This window comes from Halobacteriovorax marinus SJ, from assembly GCF_000210915.2.
Classification (GTDB): Bacteria; Bdellovibrionota; Bacteriovoracia; order Bacteriovoracales; family Bacteriovoracaceae; genus Halobacteriovorax; species Halobacteriovorax marinus.
In genome coordinates, this window is sequence record NC_016620.1 from 2,901,257 (window position 1) to 2,919,946 (window position 18,690).

At 36.7% G+C, this 18,690-nt stretch carries 18 protein-coding genes; 4 read left to right on the forward strand and 14 right to left on the reverse strand.

All coding sequences use genetic code 11. The annotated features are described in order from the left end of the window. From BMS_RS13845 to BMS_RS13875, 7 genes are all read right to left on the reverse strand, one after another. A complete protein-coding gene (locus BMS_RS13845) occupies positions 1-486 on the reverse strand; it encodes a MarR family winged helix-turn-helix transcriptional regulator (protein WP_014245448.1) in 486 nt (161 codons plus the stop codon). A 162-nt stretch (positions 487-648) separates the two neighbouring features. Then, on the reverse strand, positions 649-2,190 hold the full coding sequence (locus BMS_RS13850) for a hypothetical protein (RefSeq protein ID WP_044557640.1): 1,542 nt from the start codon (positions 2,188-2,190) through the stop codon (positions 649-651). Then, positions 2,135-3,223: a hypothetical protein gene (locus BMS_RS13855; RefSeq protein ID WP_044557641.1), complete on the reverse strand. Its 1,089-nt coding sequence runs from the start codon at positions 3,221-3,223 to the stop codon at positions 2,135-2,137. The genes BMS_RS13850 and BMS_RS13855 overlap by 56 nt, the downstream gene beginning before the upstream one ends. Positions 3,224-3,380: 157 nt before the next feature. Further along, positions 3,381-4,385 (reverse strand): serine protease family protein, encoded by a 1,005-nt coding sequence (locus tag BMS_RS13860; RefSeq protein WP_014245451.1) that lies wholly within the window; start codon positions 4,383-4,385, stop codon positions 3,381-3,383. Positions 4,386-4,628: 243 nt separating this feature from the next. Continuing rightward, positions 4,629-5,423 (reverse strand): hypothetical protein, encoded by a 795-nt coding sequence (locus tag BMS_RS13865; protein ID WP_044557642.1) that lies wholly within the window; start codon positions 5,421-5,423, stop codon positions 4,629-4,631. A 218-nt stretch (positions 5,424-5,641) separates the two neighbouring features. After that, positions 5,642-6,289, reverse strand: a complete 648-nt coding sequence (locus tag BMS_RS13870) for a transposase (RefSeq protein ID WP_014245453.1) — start codon at positions 6,287-6,289, stop codon at positions 5,642-5,644. A 142-nt stretch (positions 6,290-6,431) separates the two neighbouring features. Next, positions 6,432-6,710 (reverse strand): hypothetical protein, encoded by a 279-nt coding sequence (locus BMS_RS13875; protein ID WP_014245454.1) that lies wholly within the window; start codon positions 6,708-6,710, stop codon positions 6,432-6,434. 139 nt (positions 6,711-6,849) lie between these two features. On the opposite strand from BMS_RS13875, the gene BMS_RS13880 reads away from it, so the two are divergent. Beyond that, a complete protein-coding gene (locus tag BMS_RS13880; protein ID WP_044557644.1) occupies positions 6,850-7,629 on the forward strand; it encodes an endonuclease/exonuclease/phosphatase family protein in 780 nt (259 codons plus the stop codon). On the opposite strand, the gene BMS_RS13885 is transcribed toward BMS_RS13880, so the two are convergent. The 5 genes from BMS_RS13885 to mreC form a co-directional block, all read right to left on the reverse strand. Continuing rightward, positions 7,610-8,986: a hypothetical protein gene (locus BMS_RS13885; protein ID WP_014245456.1), complete on the reverse strand. Its 1,377-nt coding sequence runs from the start codon at positions 8,984-8,986 to the stop codon at positions 7,610-7,612. The two genes, BMS_RS13880 and BMS_RS13885, sit on opposite strands and share 20 nt — an antisense overlap. 72 nt (positions 8,987-9,058) lie before the next feature. Further along, positions 9,059-10,171, reverse strand: coding sequence for a rod shape-determining protein RodA (gene rodA / locus BMS_RS13890; RefSeq protein ID WP_014245457.1), 1,113 nt, complete (start codon positions 10,169-10,171; stop codon positions 9,059-9,061). Then, complete coding sequence (gene mrdA / locus BMS_RS13895) at positions 10,168-12,144, reverse strand: penicillin-binding protein 2 (RefSeq protein WP_014245458.1); 1,977 nt, start codon at positions 12,142-12,144, stop codon at positions 10,168-10,170. Before mrdA ends, rodA begins: the two co-directional genes overlap by 4 nt. Then, on the reverse strand, positions 12,144-12,677 hold the full coding sequence (locus tag BMS_RS13900) for a hypothetical protein (protein WP_014245459.1): 534 nt from the start codon (positions 12,675-12,677) through the stop codon (positions 12,144-12,146). Before BMS_RS13900 ends, mrdA begins: the two co-directional genes overlap by 1 nt. After that, positions 12,674-13,558: a rod shape-determining protein MreC gene (gene mreC / locus BMS_RS13905; protein WP_044557645.1), complete on the reverse strand. Its 885-nt coding sequence runs from the start codon at positions 13,556-13,558 to the stop codon at positions 12,674-12,676. The genes BMS_RS13900 and mreC overlap by 4 nt, the downstream gene beginning before the upstream one ends. A gap of 151 nt (positions 13,559-13,709) precedes the next feature. Between mreC and BMS_RS13910 the strand changes: the two genes are divergently transcribed. The 3 genes from BMS_RS13910 to BMS_RS13920 all read left to right on the forward strand — a co-directional run bounded on the left by BMS_RS13910 (position 13,710) and on the right by BMS_RS13920 (position 16,812). Then, positions 13,710-15,197, forward strand: coding sequence for a peptidylprolyl isomerase (locus BMS_RS13910; protein ID WP_014245461.1), 1,488 nt, complete (start codon positions 13,710-13,712; stop codon positions 15,195-15,197). Positions 15,198-15,211: 14 nt separating this feature from the next. Then, on the forward strand, positions 15,212-15,445 hold the full coding sequence (locus BMS_RS13915) for a ferredoxin (RefSeq protein ID WP_014245462.1): 234 nt from the start codon (positions 15,212-15,214) through the stop codon (positions 15,443-15,445). Between the two features lie 110 nt (positions 15,446-15,555). Next, the gene (locus tag BMS_RS13920) at positions 15,556-16,812 is read left to right on the forward strand and encodes an alkaline phosphatase family protein (protein ID WP_014245463.1); all 1,257 of its coding nucleotides are present in this window, start codon (positions 15,556-15,558) and stop codon (positions 16,810-16,812) included. 64 nt (positions 16,813-16,876) lie between these two features. Here BMS_RS13920 and BMS_RS13925 read toward each other — a convergent pair whose 3' ends face one another. Together BMS_RS13925 and BMS_RS13930 are read right to left on the reverse strand one after the other, a co-directional pair. Further along, positions 16,877-18,157, reverse strand: coding sequence for a flagellar hook protein FlgE (locus BMS_RS13925; protein WP_014245464.1), 1,281 nt, complete (start codon positions 18,155-18,157; stop codon positions 16,877-16,879). 110 nt (positions 18,158-18,267) lie between these two features. After that, positions 18,268-18,678, reverse strand: a complete 411-nt coding sequence (locus BMS_RS13930) for a TIGR02530 family flagellar biosynthesis protein (RefSeq protein ID WP_014245465.1) — start codon at positions 18,676-18,678, stop codon at positions 18,268-18,270. Positions 18,679-18,690: the final 12 nt, after the last annotated feature.

Below are 18,690 nucleotides of genomic sequence, written 5' to 3' on the forward strand. Positions count from 1 at the left end.
TTAGAAATCGAGAGTTAAATTTTGAAATGCCTGGGAAGCCTTTCTTTGAATTTGATTTGTCGTAAGTCTCGTATGGAAATTTTCAAGAACATGCTCAATTCTATCCATTTCCACTTCACCAACTAGGAAGGAATAACTCTGCTCAATATTTGATAAGCATTCAAAGAGGTTTAACTTAAACTTCTCTCCGTATTCTGTAAGATAGATTCTCTGCTCTCTCTTATCAGAGGCATTAACTTGTCTAAATATATAACCACGCTTCTCTAATTCATTGAGATGGCTCGTCATGGTTTGTTTCTTCAGTCCACAACCACTTCCAATATCTTTGATCGATGGACCTTCATTTTCACAAATATAGAGTAGAACTTCCAAGAAACTTGGTCTTAAGTCAGTGAAGCCGCGCGACTCTAAAACAGAAAGCATTTGAGAATTATACATTCTGTAGAGTCTTTTTAATAAACTTCCAATATTTGAAACTCTTTTCATATTTTAGTACCTACCACATACTACTAGTATGTTAATAAGACTATATAACTACGCTCGTCTTAATGAGTCAAGCCTAGGTTACTGTTCTAACAAAAACATGTTTGATTAACTATAGGAAAATACGTCAAGGGGAACGCGACGCAAAATAAGAGTTCATCTACTTCACTTGCGCGTAACCCCATCGAAGATATTTTTTAGATCGCTATGCTTTCTTCGCTCTTTCAAAAGAAGTTCATTCATAAGATCTCTTTCAGCCTGAGTTAAGTTAAACTCCGAAACGGCATTATTATCAAACTCTTTTAGGGTCATCTCTCTAGGCCACTCAGCTCCATCAAATTTCTCATCAACAACCTTCTTAAAGACCTTTCTTTCTGAGATATAGATAATACCAAAACCATTGCCAGAAACTTCTTTCTCAAAATCTCCTAACTTTGCTACCAGATCTTTATCATTTTGAACTGTAAGACTAACACCACTAGGAACTGAGGCTAAACCTCTAAAGTTTCCTCGTCCTCCGCCAGGGCCTCCAAGACCTCTAGATCCACCAACTCCCGCGCGACTTCCCGCACTCGCTGTCGCTGCCGCTCCCTTCTTAGAAGAAGGTACTTGAGCGCTAGAAGAGCTCGTGTCGAGTTCATTACTTCCTTTATTTGAAGAAGTCGATTCAACTTCCTCGTCACTATTCTCGTTACTGTATTCATCACCATTCACTTCTGGCAAATTGGCTGAAATCTCAGGAACTATAAAGCTAGAATTCGTTTTAGAACTATAAGATGGCGAAGATTGAAAAGAGTCTGGTTCAGATGAAAAGAACCTATCTACAAATTGTTTTGCAGGTTTTTTTCCAGTGATTCTTGTCACTTCATCGATCTCACGCTTAAGTGCACCGAGCTCACTTGAAAAAATATTCTTCCCATTCGGCCTAGACGCCAATCTTCCATATCTTCTAACTAATGAGTCTTGAATCTTGTTGAGCTTTTCATCTCTATACTTATCAGCACTTCTAATAAAACTCTGCTTCGCTTTGGCAAATTCCTCATCACTCATACCGACTCTGATTTTTCCATCCAATGATTCAGGAATTAAATTCTCATAACTATCTGTTAGCTCTTTAAACTCAGGAGTCCCTTCTTTAATTCCAACATCACGAGCGTAACTTCTTACTCGGTCCCTTACGCTTTCAACAAAGGCAAGCTCCGCCATTTTCATTTCGTGCAGGGCCTTCTGTTCTGCAACTGTTCTATCAGTCTCTGAAATAGTCGGTGGAGCCTTCATATCAATAGGAGCAGTATCTAAAGCACCTAAGACCTCTGCACGAGCAGGCTTTGGGCCCATTAGGCAGCTCAAGTTACTAGCAAAGTCCAAGTTTCTATCTAAATCTGATTTCGATTGACTCGACATATGTAAAAGAGCATTTCTTGAAGCTGAATCATTCGTTTTATTTGCCTCTTCCACAAGCGCATGGATCTCCATTGTAGGAATACTACAAATAAGACTCACTCTCTTACTTAAATTTTCACAGCGCTTTGAGACTTCTTTTGCAAATTCATCTCTAAATTCACTCTTTAAAGCATTTGCTAGAAAAGGCTCCGTATCTACATTCTGAGAAGACTTATTTATCAAATCTGCTAAGGCCCGACTCTTCTTTTCAAACCTGAGCTTCTGTCTCATTATCTGCACAAGAGAAGCGAGAAAGTGACTCATGAGTGAGTATCTTCATTTTGAGTTCTTTCACTTTATCTGAATCACTATCACTAAACTTACAGAGAGATTTCATAATTTTGCCTGAGTCTTCTAAAGCCAATTCATTCTTTATAAAGCCCTCTAGACTATTTCCATTTTCTTTTACGTCCAAACGTAAGGCGTGCATATCCATCATGTACTGGTGTGTTGGTTTGCCTATTAACTTTTGTAAGTCAGAGGAATTTTTAATATTCTGAAACTTAGCACTATCTATACTACTGCTTCTATTCTTCAAATAATTCTTTAAAGTAGCTGAGTGAAGCTCAAGCTTAGGCTGATAGAAATTCCCTTTCTTCTTCTTAAGACTCTTCAAATAACTAATAGGATTAAATTGCTTATCTTTTAAAAAAGAAAACATTTTATTTTCTTCATTTAGATCTAGATCAATCTCACTATAGGCCTTCTCAATTCCCTCACACTTGGGCTCAATTTCTTCTTCACATAACCCTTCTTCAATACCGTAGTATCTCATCATATCAAGAAGGTGCTCGGCCTCTCTTTCTAACTGAATAGAATTGGTGATAAGAACTTTATTTGCACTTTCTTGTATATGCTGTTTGATAGGATGCTTATCATCATCACTTGAGCAGATTGACTTTTTCGTTTCATCAAAATTATTGACCATATCGCAGATACATGAGTTTTGAGGAAGTTCATACTCCGAACTATATGCAGTCAAACTTAACTTCTCCCAACCTCTCTTGTACTTTCTACTGCAAAGATTTTCTAAAGTACCTTGAGCTTTTCTCTTATTAAAAAAGTTATCTATATCTAAAAGGCTTGGCTTTATTGGGATTAAACTTCCACTTTGATCAACACACATAGTCCCCTGAACTTTAGAAGTTAGAACAATTTTACTTCTTTTCAAACTATCTACACTTTCCATACTACAAAAAGAAGTGACTCTTCTATTAAATGATTCGAGGCTAACCTCAGCTTGAGAAAGTGACACTAAAGAAATAAATGTAAGGACCGTTTTCGCTAATATATTCATTACCTTCATTCTAATTCAAGTTATTAAACTTATCTGCTTTACGGTATAACCGACTGAAAACTTTAACTATTACCTGGCAATTATTATTGGCGATTTTGGAAATAAAAAAGCCACTCATTGAGCGGCTTTATCAATATTTAGAAATTACTTTTTACTTTTAGAAATCCCAATCTGGCTCATCGGCAATCCCATCAATCTTTCCATTATACTTTTCCATATAGTCAGCTAGGTCTAAGTCAAATTTCTCATAAGTCACAAACCTTGTATTATTCGACCCCTCAACACCATTAGAGCTAGCAAAGTCATTTGTGAGACCACCCTTAATCACTCCAAAGAGAAAGGCCTGCTTTCCTTCTAATATTCCTGGAGCGTAGTCTTCATCTACTTCATAACTCAAAATTATTGCACCACCACTGGCTCCACCAAACGTCGTAATATCATCACTGACACCGCCAATTGGATCTCCTGAAACATCACTCGCCGCCATATCACCTGTAACATCGTAAGTGAGAACCGTTCCGCCCTTTCCTTTCTCTGCATCGGCACTATAGCCTGCTGCCGCAAACTCAACTCCATTACTCATGTGACCATCTAGAGAAGATCCTCCATTATAGTCTAAGATAAGTGGGGGAACATCTCTGAAGTCTACAAAGTCTTCTAAGAGTAGAAAGGCGACGTCTGATTCCCAATTATTATGAATTACTTCTTTTACTTTTCTAGTGATGGTCTTTCCATCTTTAGTCTTTGTTGTCCAAGTTGCAGTATTCCCAGCTAGACAATGTAGCGAAGTCACTACAATGCGAGAACTCTGCTTTGGAGTAAAGGCCACAAGGGATCCTCCACAAATATTTGCCTTTCCATTAGACTTCTCAATTCTAAGTCTTCCAACTGCATCTAAATATCTTGGTGAGTCTGGACCTTTGACTAGCCTATCATCTGAAGGGTGAATTGCTTTATCTGATTTTAAATATAAACCTTTTGAAACCTCAGTTGATCTGTCTGTTGAAATAAACGAATCAATAGTCTTTACTTCAGAAGCGATACTTCTAGAGTTTCCAGTAGTTGGTGTTACGGTTTTAGAGCTATGGCATTCCGAAGCTGTGGAATATCCGCAGATGAATAGAACATTAACAGTGAATAGAATTTTAACAACGGCTCTCATGTAATTTCCTTTACTTACAATAAAAACATTCGCTCGATACCCTCTATGTAGCATACACCATGCCAAAACTCACCAGAAAATACTATTTATTGTAATTACTCCCCAATTAGTTCCAGGTGCTTTTTCAGGACACAACAAAGACTAAACGGAGCTGCTTAAGCCAGTCGCAGCTCCAAGGAAAGTTTTCAAACTGATTAAACTCTCACAATAGCCCTTTCAAGAATGGATAATAATTCCTAAATATTAGGAATTAGGCTTTCCTAAAAGAGATACGAATTCAACCTTCTCAATTCCATTTTCTTCTAATCGTTTTGAAAGCATCTCAAGATATTCTTCATTCGTTTTTAATTGAAATTCCTCAATGAAGGCACGACTCTTTTTATATTCTTCATCTTCCTGAATTTTAACAATTTCAGAAAGAGTTTTAGTTGGCACAGCTTGAAATAAGTAGAGATTCAATTGAAGAGTTATTAACTTTAAATTGGAAATTAATCTTCTATAAAAAGATAGCTGTTTTTTAGTGCTATCAAGTTTACTAATCATAAGAAGTAACTTTGCTGAGAAGTCTCCTTGGTAAAAGTTTGGAAAGTCTACTTCAACAATCTTCTCTACAAGATCTAATCTCTTTGCTGCATCTTCAATCCTATTGAAGTTCTCTATATACTTAGTAAACTCAGGCCCATCAATTTTTTTTAATCTAAGAAGATTCAATTTCCTTACGATTGGTTTATCTATAAACTTGAAAGAATTTTCCTCAAATTCGGAATAGCTCTTTGAACTTTGAGCTTTATCAAAGAGTAACTCACTATAGTTACTCTCTCTAATAAAACTCTCCGCTACTTCTGCAGCCTCCTTATTCACTACATTTTCAGCACCTTTAGAGTACTCTTCAATCATAGCAATTAATTCATTCTGATCTAAAATAACCCCATTAAAGAGTTTATAGACCTTCTGATCATCCTGTGAAACCTTCAAGCTAGATGTGCTACACGACACGAAAGTTAGACTCATTAGAATTGTCATCAATATTTTTTTCATTTTGCCCCCACTTAAGTTTGAAAAATCAATTTGAATACTTTTCTTAATTTGATCTATGTAAAGCAATTAGCTTGCCAATTTTTTTGAATGTAATATTGGGAAGATATAGAAAGATAAAAGGAAATGTTCTAATTCAAGAACACCTATAGACGGGTTCCAGGTGCTTTTTCAGGGACCAGTGGTCTTACACATTTTAAAAGGTCGATAAATCTAAGGTACTAAGCATCCTTAATAAAAAGATTGGGCTTAATTTGTTTTTTAGTGTTGTTATTTTTTGCATAAGAGAAAATAGGTCTTTTTAATCCAGTTCTAATACTATGATCCTCTTCTTCACTATACTCAATATTGAGCCAGTCAATGACCTTTTGGTCAGTAATAAGACTATGGTCTTTCAAGTCAACTAGAGGCTCAATTTTTAGGATATCACTTTGGAAGTGCTCACAAATTGAAAATGGATAGTATTCACATTTCTTAGTGATATGAGCCTTAACAGGGTTTCTCAAAATGTACTTATAAGTATTCAATCTATGAGTAGGCTCTATTAGAAGAGATGACTTGTATCGGCCTCCATAAATAGAGTTAATACGACTTGTTTTTCTTTGAACTCTCAATGTCGATTTCTTCATGAACCAATACATCACGATATCAATATTTGAGAGTGGTGTTTGAATCATCAAATGATAATGATTATTCATTAACGTGAAGGCATAAATTCGAACATCGAATTCATCCATTAGAAATTCAAGTAACTCAATGTAGAGACTCCACATTTGATCTATCGGTAGCGGAAACCACTCTTTATTATGAGCTCTTGCTACAATGTGATATGGATATTTATTTTCTCTTATAGTAGGTCTTCGTCCCATACTAGACTTTCTGCAATCTAAAAATAAATATTATTCACTCAAGGTGTTAGTTCTATTGGTTTTTTACAAAAATAAATCAAAAAATTATTTTCTCGAGCTGCCTTTTTTGTGCGAAGCCGCCTTAAAAGGCACCTGGAACCCATTAGGATTCAAACTTTGCAATGGCCAAATCGAGCTCCTCTGGCACTTCCAACTCCTGCTGCGAAGCCACCTCAGCAGACTCTTCCTTACTCTCTTCTATCTGCTCAGCAAATTGAGTAATCCCCTGCTCAACCATTTCAACCTCTGTTGTACTCGAGTTATCGACACCAAAGACCCACAAACTATTTCTCACTTGTTTAAAAGAGCTTGCAGCAGACGAGGACGTTACACTCGCAATGAAAACGAACAAGACAATTGATAAAAACTTAGTCACTTTCATTGGTATAACCCCTTGTTATTGCGTTATTTAAAATAGTTATACCTATATAAGAGCAAGTTCCATGCCGAGAAATCGCATTTCTTTGACTTTGAAGATTCTTTTTGAAAGAATTTAAGTGACTCTATTCATGGATGAAATAATGTCTAAACTACTGCTAATCTTAGCAATCACTCTTGCCCTGCCTGTAAATGCTTCATTTACAGTGAGTACACAAAACCTTTGGCACTATACCAACGATTACGAAAATAGACTTAAGAATTTAAATGATGAGTACTTTTCTGAAAGTGCAGACATTATGAACTTCCAAGAAGCTTGGCAAAGTTTTACTGGCAAGAGTCTCTTTAATACCATTGTAAAAAAAGAAGAATTTAACACTCACTACTATAGAACCAATAATACTTTAATTATCAAAGAGGGCCTGGCCACTCTCTCTAGATTTGAAATTCTAGAAAAGACTGCTTTTGAGCTTCCCCATAGTAAACTCTTTAGAAAGAGAACAATGATTATTACAAAGATTCTCTCACCTACTAAGAAAGAGCTTTATATGATCAATATTCATTTAAGCCCATTCACTCAGGGTAAGGTCGAGAGAGTTGATCAGCTCGACTATATACTAAAGAAGATTGAAAGTGATTTTAGCGATGCACCTGTGATTCTTACGGGGGATTTTAATCAAGAAGAAGATGAAAACTTTTTTACTAAGTTAGTTGACGCCGGCTACTCTTCGACACTTCCGGGAATTTGTACATATTGTGCTAATGAAAATGAATACGTTGATTCTGAATATATTAGTAAATTAGATTATATCTTCTATCCAAAAGAAGTTTTCCAGCTTCAAAAAGCGAGAAGAACTTTTGTTGAAAAACCTATTTCAGATCACTTTGGAATTAAGGCCGAATTTATTGACCTGAGAGATTAACAATAAAGTCTCCATACTGATCAGTCTCTACGATTTCTTTATCAACGCCAATGACTGTCACTTTTCGACCTAGAATCTTAGACCACTTTTGATTGAATTCTTTTAATGCCGCGAACTCACTCTCCATCCATCGAGATTTAAAATACTCTTCATGGGAGTTCCACTTATAATTAGCTTCTCTCATTCTTTGCGCCATCGCTGGTGAGAATACCTTAAAATCAATATCACTCTTAAGCATTCCTTTAACAGTAAAAGCCTTCCCTAAACTCTTTGTTGGATTATTTGAATAGAATGTAGTTGATGTGCCATCTACAATGAAATTACCATTTTCAACTTTTTCAGCATTGAGGGCCTGTAGAAGTTCCGCTTTCATCTGTTTAAATTGCTCTAAGTTCATTCCAAGTGGAACTTTCTTATTAACCATTAAGTCAATCTGCTCTTCAGTGATACCTTGCTTATAAGCTGGGCCATAGCCAAACTCTCTCCATAACTTTACGTTTTGTAGCTGTCTGACTTTTACATCGAGTTCATTGGCCAAAGACTTCATCGCTTTTGCATCTTCACTCTTGGCCATAAAACGATTAAGCGCGCTGTACTTCTTTCTCTGAGAGCTTAACTCCTCAATCATATCTGAAAGCTCAGTGTCGCTAATATGACTCTTGTAGAGAATTTTCTTTGCATCAGTAACATCTTCTCCCGTTTCGTAAAGATGCTTTCTTCTAATTTCAATTAGGTGTTTTATTTTAGAGTATTCAATATCGTAGAGTTCAATTGAAATTGGAATATTTGCTAACTTCTCTTGCTCAGCAAATTCTCTAAGAGCGAAGAGTCTTCCATTTCCATCAAAGACAATATAATTTCCATCATCAGTCTTAACTGCTCTCATCAACATTCTAGACTTTATAGTCGCTTCTTGAATATCAGTTGTAATGACATCGGGAATACCTTCTTTCGAAGTGTACTGAGCGAGACTTGCCGCTCTGGCCTTTGTTTTTTCTAGAGACGCTCCTCTATTTATAGGGTGGATCGCCTTTAACTTAGAAAGAGGAATATCCACAACTCTCTTTCCATTATTTTGAGTAACTAATCTATAACGAAGTAAGATCGCCACAAGATTAGATTTGTCGATATGCTTTATTTCCGAAAATTTCTGCGTCAGATACTTTAATCCGGAAATATTTGCTAATTCAGTATTTGCGGAATCAACTTGAATAAAGTTGGTACTAACTTCTTTGCACGAAAGTTCAGTACTAGTCGTCTTTACAGAAGCAGGTAACCTAAGCCCAGAGTTAGTTGTCGAGCATGAGGTAAATTGTAGGAAAAGTAGAAATGTAACCAATAAATGAACTATTCTCATAGCTCACTTATCGGTTTTTATATGGTTTTTCCTTAGGAAAAAAGAAATTTCGAAGTAAATATTTTCAACAACTTAGAAGAGGTTTCTCGAATTACTTATAGAGGTTGCAATCCCGCAACAAATTCCAAATGTCATCAAACTCGAACCTCCATAACTCATTAATGGAAGAGGAAGCCCTACAATAGGCATCAGTCCCGCGACCATTCCCATATTGATGAAGGTGTGCCAAAAGAAAATCGACATAATTCCTATGATAACTATGGACTCATAAATCCGAGGCACAGACTGCGCCAGCCATATAAATCGGTAGAAGAGAACGATAAATAAAGTGATCAAAAAGAGGGAGCCAACAAAACCGTGTTCCTCATTAAAGATAGAGAAAACAAAGTCAGTGTGGTTCTCAGGAAGATAATTTAAAGACGCCTGAGATGATTTTCTAAATCCCTTTCCAATCACCTTCCCTGAGCCAATCGCTATTTTTGATTGAATAGCATTATAACCAGAACCCTTGGCATCGGCGGCAGGATTTAAGAAAGTAACGATTCTTCTCTTTTGATAATCCTTTAAACCAAATTGATACATGACTCCGCCACTTATCACTCCAATAATGGCAAGAATCGCAATCGTCTTCCACTTTAATTTTCTATAAAAAGAAATCACAAAAAAGATAAGTAAGATCAGAAGTCCTGTCCCTAAGTCTGGCTGAATAACAATGAGTAACGTCGGAACGAATGCAATAAGAAACGGAATGATCAATTGCTTAAAACCAAGCTCCTTATCTGGATCCCTCTTAGCATACCATCTCGCTAAGACAAGAATTGACGACATCTTCATAAACTCAGAAGGCTGCAACCTAATAGGCCCAATGACTAACCAACGCTGGGCACCCATTCCCTTATGTCCTAAGATGAGAACAAGTACGAGAAGGAATATATTGACTGCAAAAATAAGCCAAGAGAATCTAAAAAAGTTCTTTGGTTGAATAAAGCTTATGACTACTCCAATCAGTAGGGAAACTAAGTACCAACCGATCTGAACTTTGTAGAGATTTGCCATGTGATCGCTCACTGAGGCGTGAGTGGCGGAGTAGAGATTAACAACACCCATTAGAAAAATGGCTCCACAAATTCCAAAGAAACTAAAATCATATTTCTTTAATGCTTCTATAAGTGCAGAAGTGTTCATTCGCTTTCCTCTTCTAATTTTTTCTTAGCCGCTGCTTCCTCTTTCTTTCTCTTTTCTTCGAGATAGATTTTTCTCGCATACTCTTTATCTTCTTTAGAGTACTTTGCATAAAGCTCTGGCTCATACTTTTTCATATATGTCTCAGTAACATTTCGAACGACTGGAGCTGCTGCACCAGAACCCGAACAACCGTGTTCGACAACTGCAGCAACTGCAACTTTTGGGTTATCAAATGGTGCAAATGCCACAAAGATTCCGTGGTGCCTATCTTCGTAAGGCATATCAACACAACGTGAGAAGAGTTCTTTCTTTGACATAGATCGAACCTGAGATGTTCCAGACTTACCGGCCATCCTTATTCCTCTCCCTCTATACCACCAAGCAGTTCCCTTTCTGTGGTTCACAACCTGATAGAGACCTTTTTTAACGTGCTCCAAAGAATCCTGGCTAACTGTTACAGTGTTTACAACCTTTGGAGAAAATTTCTTTTTGATCGTTCCATCACTAGAGAAAATTTCCTTTATTAAATGTGGCTGCATTAATTTACCACCATTGGCAATAGTCGCATAGGCCATGGCCAATTGGATTGGAGTTGCAAGAACATAAGACTGTCCAATAACACAAGAGAGAGTCTCACCCTTTTGCCATGGTTCTCCCGTCTTTTTTAACTTCCACTCTTTATTTGGAAGAAGACCAGGTATTTCTCTAGGAAGAGGCACACCAGTCTTGGAGTTGAACCCAAATTGTTGTGCGTACTTATAAAGATCATCAATATCTAGTTTTGTGGCAATCTTATAGAAGTAAACGTCCACCGACCTTCTAAGTGACTTATAAATATCTGTAGGTCCATGACCGTTTCTCTTCCAATCGTGAAAGACCCTTCTCCCCAATCTAAATGTCGGAGGACAACTCACCTCTTGAGTTGGTGTAACAATCTTCTCTTCTAATGCGGCTATCGCCGTGAAGGTTTTAAAAGTCGAACCTGGAGAATAGTGCTCTTGAATAGTTCTATCCGTCATTGGTTTGTGCTCATCACGGCTCAGTTTATTCCATCTCTCACGAGTTATTCCTCTGGAAAACTCTGTTGGATCAAAACTTGGTCTTGAAACCATCGCCAGTATTTCCCCCGTATTTACATCAACGGCAACGGCGGCGCCTACTTTTCCCTCTAAGGATTCATAGGCCGTTCTTTGCATATCTCTATCTATAGTAAGGCGAATATTATTTCCCGGAGTGGCCGGCTTATTCTCAATTCCCGCAAAGAGATTCTTCCCACCGATAAGACGCTTCATTCGTCCTCTAGCGTCGACCTCCATAAATTGATAGCCGTCTTCTCCTCTTAAATCTAAGTCGAAGTTCTTCTCTATCCCCGCTTGACCAATAAAATCACCAAGCTTGTAATCGTAATTATCTCTATCTCTAAATGTTCGAATTTTACTTTGTGAAATTTCAGAAATATATCCAAGAGCGTGACTCCCTATTTCCTTATCCGCATACTCTCTGGCAATAAATGTTTGAACACTTACCCCCGGCATCTTCGAGTTCTCTGTTTCAATAACGGCAACTTCTTTTTGAGAGATATTCTTCTTGATAATGACTGGACGATAGCGCGCTTGATAAGCGTTCTTCTTTAAAATTGAGTTAATTGACTTCTCACTCATATCTAAAATTTTAGATAGCTTTGATAGCGTCTCTTTTTTATTTGTTAGATACTGAGGAACAATAATTGCGTCAAATCTTGGAACATTCTGTACAAGTAATTGATTATTTCTAGAAAAGATCATTCCCCTTGGGGCCTTAACCGTTTCCTTTCTTAGTCTATTTTGAACAGAATACTTATAGAACTCATCGCCCTTATAGATCTGAAGGTACCAAAGTCTAATGAGGATAATGATAAAGCATCCTACAACAATATTAAAAATGAGGTCTGCTCTTCCTTTATGGGAGCGGACAATATCATCTTCACCAAACATTAAATATCTTCTCCAAGCATCCCTTCTGCTCCACCTTTCCAAACTTTATCAAGGATGGCGAAGAAAAATGGTGCCATTAATGAGATCACAATACTCTCAGGTATAAAGCGCCACATCTTTTCTACAATAAGAACAAAACTATTCGTTTTTAAGTAAAAGAGAATTGAAACAATTAAGAACCAAACAACCTGAAAGATCTGAGTTACGGTAATAGTAATTATGGCAGATGAGAAGTGAATGACATCTCTTAAGTATGAAATAACGATACAGATAAAAACACCTGCAATTGTACCGAGCTCCCATCCTTCTATTGAGAAGAATGAATGAAAGTATTGCACAATCAAAATCAAAACAGATAAATACGGAGTCTCTAACTTAAATCCTAAATAAAGAACAATTAAAATATTAAATGGAATGATATATTTCTGTATTCCAAAAGCAGGAAGAAGTGCCGTAGAGATTATCTCTAAAACAATTAGGATTAGAAGAGTAATTATCAGAGGAACGATAAGATCTTTTAACTGAGTTTTCATTTATCTTTCTCCTCTGAGTTACTATCGAGGGCATTCCACTCTAGGTCTTTCTTTTCATCACCTTCAGAAACCAGAACAATGACTTCCTCAAGTTTTCCAAAATTCACACTTGGAGAAATTGCTACATCTTGAGTCATCCCATAGGACTCTCTTTCGATGCGAGATACCTTTCCAATTAAAATTCCCTTTGGGTAAAGATTCCCAAGGCCAGAAGTTAGAATTTCATCGTTTAATATAATTGGCTCGGTTCTCTTTACATACTTCATGAGACATTGACGATCAGAGTCCCCTTCAACGATTCCATGAGCGCGTACCCTTTTAACTAAAGCATCAACTCTATTATTTGGATCTAGAATTGTTAAAATATCTGCAAATTGATCAGTCAGTCTGTAGACAAAACCTACTAGGCCCTCTCCTGTTACAACAGTAGACTGAAGCTTCAATCCGTCTTTTAGTCCTTTATTAATACGAAGTACTCTAAAGTCACTAGAAGCATCTCTGGCCACAACTTGGGCAAGAATTTTCTTATAAGGTAGCTCCTCTCCAAAATCTAAGAGTTTTTTGAGTCGTACATTCTCCAATTCCATTTCACTAAAAGAGAATATCTTACTATTCATTTCTGATAGCTTCATCTTCAATGCTTCATTTTCCTTAGAAACATTTACATTGGCGATGTAATTTTCAAATATTGAATTAAAGCTTGTTTGTACAAAAGTTACACTTTTTTGAATTGGGGCAAAGAAGTCAATCATTACGTTCTCAAATGCACTTGTCTTGTGCTGCGCAAAGTCTTTCGTAGATATTCCATATAACGCGACTGCACATACTAAGACATTTAAGATGATCTTGGTCTTCTGCCCTTCTCCTTCACCAATTCTCACTTGGCCCATCCTTGAGTTATTATTCATTTTATTGAGAAGTCATATAAAGAGTAACTAATTAAGCCTCAACTGCCAATAATCTTTACGGATTTAATAAGTCCATGGAATAATATGGCACTAAAAAAATAAATATCGAAAAGGATTTTGCACTATGTCTGAAATTGAATCTACACCGAAGAAGTCTTCAAATATTTTTGTGACGATTTTCATCGGCTTAATTGTTATTTCATTTATGTTTACGGGTTACCAAAGTTTAACAACTTCTCCTAACTCTGTGGCCAAGGTTGGCGACGAATTTATCAAAGTTGAAGAATATCAAAGAGAGTACAACAGACAACTCGAGTTCTTTAGAAATATTCTTGGTGGAAAAGATCTGACTACGCAACAAATTCAGCAATTCAGAATCAAAGAAACTGCGCTAAGTAACTTAGTTCAACTAAAGCTAACTCTTATCCTTGGTGACAAAGTTGGAGTTATCCCTAGTTCTGAAGAAATCAAAACTGAAATTAAGAGACAGCCTTACTTTCAAGTTAATGGACAATTTAGCATCAATAGATACAAGGACCTCTTAGCTGCAAATAGAATGAACCCAGCGCAATTTGAAGAGAGCATCAAAGATCAAGTGAGAGGAATGAACTCAGACGCTATCTTTACTTCAATGCCAATCTCTGAGTCTTACCTTAAAGATGTTGAAAATTTTAGATCTCAAAAAATTGAAGCTAATATTATTGAAATTGATAAAGAAGCGCTTAGAAAGAAGCTAACAATTTCAAATGATGAAATAACTAAGTATCTAGCTGATGAAACTAATGCAAACAGAGTTCAATCTCTATTCAATGAAAGAAAGCCTACTCTTGATCAAAAGGAAGAAGTTAAGGCCAGACATATTCTCTTTAAGACAGATGGTAAAAACGATAAGCAAAAGCTAAAAGCAATCACGACTCTTAGAGGAAAGTTAACAAAATCAAACTTTATTTCTCAAGCGAAGCAACACACTGAAGAAGAAGCTGGTAAAAGTACTGGTGGTGACCTGAGATGGTTTACAAGAGGTGCTATGGTTCCTGAGTTTGAAAAAGTTGCCTTTGAACTTAAGCCAGGGACAATCTCTAGACCTGTTAAAACTCCTTTTGGTTACCATATTATCTACGTTGAAGATAAGAAAGAAGCTAAAGAAGCAACTCTGGAAGAGTTTAAAAACCAACTGGCGTCTGAATTAATTAGAAAGACAAAGAATGATGAAGTAGAGGCAATGGCAACTGAAGCGAAGAAGGAAGTAGCAAGTGCAGCGAACTCATCTAGAAAGCTTAATGCATTAAAGAAAAAATATGGAATCAAGATTGAGCTTTCTAAAGAAATCAGCAAGCTAGATGGTTCAACTGGTCAAATTCAGCTTGAAGCGGCCAACCTAAATGATATCTTTAAGAAAGGTCTAGATCAAAGCGAGCTCTATACTTTTGATAGGGCCAGCAATATTGTCGTTGTAAAAACGTCTAAATTTGATAATAAAGAGTCTGTAAACGAAGAAAGTATGGACGAAAGAAATAGATCTCTTAGAAATATTCTTTCAAAGAAGCTTAAGCAAGATATCCTCAAAGACCTTGAAGCAAGTGTTACTGTAAAGGACTTTGGCGTATTATAAGGTAGGAGTTAATAATGGCAGACAAATCAGCAAAATGGGATTTAAACGTAAGTGGAAAATTCTATGTTGATGACCAGTGTATCGCATGTGATGCATGCATCATGGAAGCAGAAGACTTTTTTGAAATGAATGATGATGATGGTCATGCATTTGTAAAAAAGCAACCTTCCAATGATGAAGAGCTTGAGCTATGTAACTCTGCTCTTGAAGCCTGCCCCGTTGAGGCCATAGGCGCAGACGGAGAATAATTAAATATCCCAAGGGTAGCAATTGCTACCCTTTTTTTTTACCTAAGAGCACTTTTATTTTCATTCTTTTCTCTCCATAATAAGTTCAAATTCAATTTAAAGGATTAAGAATGAAAAACCTTATTTTCTTATTTATTATTGCATCACTTTACTCATGCTCAACAACTAAGAATTATCACGTTTCAAATGAGTCAAAGAATTCAAAAGAAAGCTTAAATGCTCCCTATGTTCTTCTTATCTCACTCGATGGATATAGATGGGATTATACCGACAAGTATAAGCCTAAATTCTTAAGTAACTTTAAAAAGTCTGGTGCCTCTGTAAAGAGCTTAAGACCTTCCTTTCCAACTAAGACATTTCCAAATCATCTCTCTCTAGCAACTGGAATGTATCCTATGAATCATGGAATTGTTGGAAATAGTTTCTATGCACCTACTATGAGAGAATCTTACTCTCTAAGAAATCGAGAGGCCGTAACAGACCCTAGATTCTATCTATCAAAACCGATATGGGTTCTTGCAGAAGAACAGTCACTAAAGTCTGCAACTTACTTTTGGCCTGGCTCAGAAGCTAAAATTGATGGAAAATTTCCTAGCTACTACCTCACTTATAATCACTCTGCACCTCACGCTGATAGAATAAAGACTATTATAGAATGGTTTAAGCTCCCTGAAAGTATTCGTCCCCACTTAGTTACTCTCTACTTTTCAGATGTCGATAGTGCTGGACACAAATTTGGTCCAAACTCCCCTGAAGTGAAGAGTGCCATTGAGAAAGTTGATCACTCTCTTAATACTTTAAATCAAGAGCTAAAGCGTCTAAAGCTTCCTATAAATATTATTATTGTTTCAGATCATGGAATGGACGATGTCTCAGAGGAAAAAGTTGAGCTCATTGCTAGTGGAGAGCTAAGAGAAGATATTGAATTAAGCTTTAAAATTGTAGGCTCAGGACCACTTATTCACTTCTATAGTAATGACAACCCACTCATTAGTTCTGAGGCGACGCTTGAGAGAATTAACAAGAATGCAAAGAACTTTAAGTGTTACGATAAAGACTCTACTCCTAGAAAATTAAACTTTAGAGAGAACGATCGCATCGGCGATATTGTCTGCATTGCTAAAGAGGGTTGGTCGATAGGCATAAAAGAAGGAAAGCTTCCAAAGGGAAATCATGGTTGGTCACAATTTGAAGGGATGAATATGCACTCGATTCTCTATGCCGATGGCCCTGATTTTAAAAAGAACACAGAGATTGGAACTGTTAACAATATTGATCTCTATCCTTTAATTGCAAAAATTCTCAATTTAAAAATTGAACACAAAATCGATGGTTCAATAGATAAGATTAAAGAACTCCTTAAATAAAAAAAGGCACTAGTATTACTAGTGCCCTTTTAATTATAAACCTTAGGAGAGATTAGGTTAAAAATTATCTTTTGATGTTAAGAACTTGTTGTAGCATTTCATCTGCCGTCGTCAAAGTCTTCGCGTTAGCTTGGAAGTTTCTTTGAGCAGTCATTAGCCCAACAAATTCATTTGCAATATCAACGTTTGAAAGCTCTATTGATTTTGAAAGAACTTCACCTCTTCCAGACTCACCCGGTTTCCCCATTGCGGCCTCGCCAGAGTTTCTAGATTCTTTCATTAAGTTCTTACCAACTTTGAAGAGACCTTCGTTATTCTCAAACTTCGCAACTGCGATTTGAGAAATATCTCTAGACTCACCATTGTCATATACTGCTGTTAAAATCCCTGCATCGTTGAAAGACATTGATGCTAAAGTCGCAGCCGAGAAACCATCCTGAGAGTGTCTTGCAATTGCAGAACCCGAACCATACTGAGTAGAAGCTCCAATTCCTTCACCACCTTCAGAGATAGACTCACCAAAGTTAAATGTTATTTTTTGATCTGGAGCTGCACCCTTATTAAAGTTAAAAGAGTTACTTCCTTCAACTTCTTCTTGAAGCTGACCTTTGTTATTGAAAATAATATTACCTTGGGCCATTTCAACAAATTGACCAGACTCACCACCTTCTACATCAGCACCATCAACTAATGCTCTATATGTCCACTGATTATCACCTGTCTTGTTATAATACATTGTTACTAGTCTAGCCGTACCAACGTTATCGTATACTGTTACAGAGTTTGAGAAGTTAGATGTTGCATCAGGATCAGCAATATTAAATTCTTTAATCTCTGCTCTTGAGTCTAAATTCAAATTAAAATTAACCTTCTCTGAGGCCTTAGCTGGAATCGTTGTACTTCCTAGCTTAACTGGAGCTTCTTTATTAGTAATCTTACCTGTTTCATCTGCTTCAAATCCAATCACTTGATACCCATCAGAGTTTACAAGCTCTCCTTCCTTATTGAAGTGAAACGAACCATCTCTTGTAAATCCTTTACCAAATGGTGCATTTACCTTAAAAAATCCGTCACCATTAACTGCTAAGTCAGTAATGTTGTCTGTTCTTGCAACATCACCTTGAGTCATTAGTGTTTTAATGTGAGCTAACTTTGTACCTGCACCAAATTGATCTCCACCGTCGATCCCTTTAAGTGAAGTTGCTAACACATCTTGAAATTCTGCTCTTGAAGATTTAAAACCATTAGTACCAGCGTTAGCAATGTTATCACCAATAACACCCATTCCCTGTCCTACAGCGTTTAAACCAGTTACACCAATGTTAAATGAACGTAAGATTCCCATTTAGTCCCTCCTAGACCTTGTATTAAATAAGAATATTTGCGAAGGGCGTTTAGTAACTACAGACTAAACACAAGGCTTCCGGAAAGGACCAGCCATCAATCACGAATACTTTAAACGATTACCGTCGAATCAATCTTGGTAAATACGTTTTCTAAAATATTATTTTTATCTATCGCCGTTACAATTTTATTTTTTGGAACGTCGACAATATAAGCGGCCTTATCTGTAATTACTAAAGAGTCTTGGCCACCCTTTTCTTTCAACTTAGTCATTGCGCCCTTCAACTTGAAGAACTCATCTGAATCCATTGATAAATTTCTTTCTTGAAGTCTTCTCGCAGCATGAGTTGTTAATTGAATCCCATGCTCTTTTCTGGTTTGTTCAACTTGGTCCTGGAGTAATGCTTTGAATTCATCACCAGACTTACCATTACCAATTTTATTTTCTAAGTTAACCTTCTTATCCGAAGGTATCTTCGATACGTTTGGAATTAGAATGTTGTTAACTTTTGCATTTGTCATTTATATTTCTTC

Coding starts and splice junctions, on each gene's coding strand:
- BMS_RS13845 (WP_014245448.1), bottom strand. CDS start 486: ATGAAAAGAGTTTCAAATATTGGAAGTTTATTAAAAAGACTCTACAGA.
- BMS_RS13850 (WP_044557640.1), bottom strand. CDS start 2,190: ATGAGTCACTTTCTCGCTTCTCTTGTGCAGATAATGAGACAGAAGCTC.
- BMS_RS13855 (WP_044557641.1), bottom strand. CDS start 3,223: ATGAATATATTAGCGAAAACGGTCCTTACATTTATTTCTTTAGTGTCA.
- BMS_RS13860 (WP_014245451.1), bottom strand. CDS start 4,385: ATGAGAGCCGTTGTTAAAATTCTATTCACTGTTAATGTTCTATTCATC.
- BMS_RS13865 (WP_044557642.1), bottom strand. CDS start 5,423: ATGAAAAAAATATTGATGACAATTCTAATGAGTCTAACTTTCGTGTCG.
- BMS_RS13870 (WP_014245453.1), bottom strand. CDS start 6,289: ATGGGACGAAGACCTACTATAAGAGAAAATAAATATCCATATCACATT.
- BMS_RS13875 (WP_014245454.1), bottom strand. CDS start 6,710: ATGAAAGTGACTAAGTTTTTATCAATTGTCTTGTTCGTTTTCATTGCG.
- BMS_RS13880 (WP_044557644.1), top strand. CDS start 6,850: ATGTCTAAACTACTGCTAATCTTAGCAATCACTCTTGCCCTGCCTGTA.
- BMS_RS13885 (WP_014245456.1), bottom strand. CDS start 8,986: ATGAGAATAGTTCATTTATTGGTTACATTTCTACTTTTCCTACAATTT.
- rodA (WP_014245457.1), bottom strand. CDS start 10,171: ATGAACACTTCTGCACTTATAGAAGCATTAAAGAAATATGATTTTAGT.
- mrdA (WP_014245458.1), bottom strand. CDS start 12,144: ATGTTTGGTGAAGATGATATTGTCCGCTCCCATAAAGGAAGAGCAGAC.
- BMS_RS13900 (WP_014245459.1), bottom strand. CDS start 12,677: ATGAAAACTCAGTTAAAAGATCTTATCGTTCCTCTGATAATTACTCTT.
- BMS_RS13910 (WP_014245461.1), top strand. CDS start 13,710: ATGTCTGAAATTGAATCTACACCGAAGAAGTCTTCAAATATTTTTGTG.
- BMS_RS13915 (WP_014245462.1), top strand. CDS start 15,212: ATGGCAGACAAATCAGCAAAATGGGATTTAAACGTAAGTGGAAAATTC.
- BMS_RS13920 (WP_014245463.1), top strand. CDS start 15,556: ATGAAAAACCTTATTTTCTTATTTATTATTGCATCACTTTACTCATGC.
- BMS_RS13925 (WP_014245464.1), bottom strand. CDS start 18,157: ATGGGAATCTTACGTTCATTTAACATTGGTGTAACTGGTTTAAACGCT.
- BMS_RS13930 (WP_014245465.1), bottom strand. CDS start 18,678: ATGACAAATGCAAAAGTTAACAACATTCTAATTCCAAACGTATCGAAG.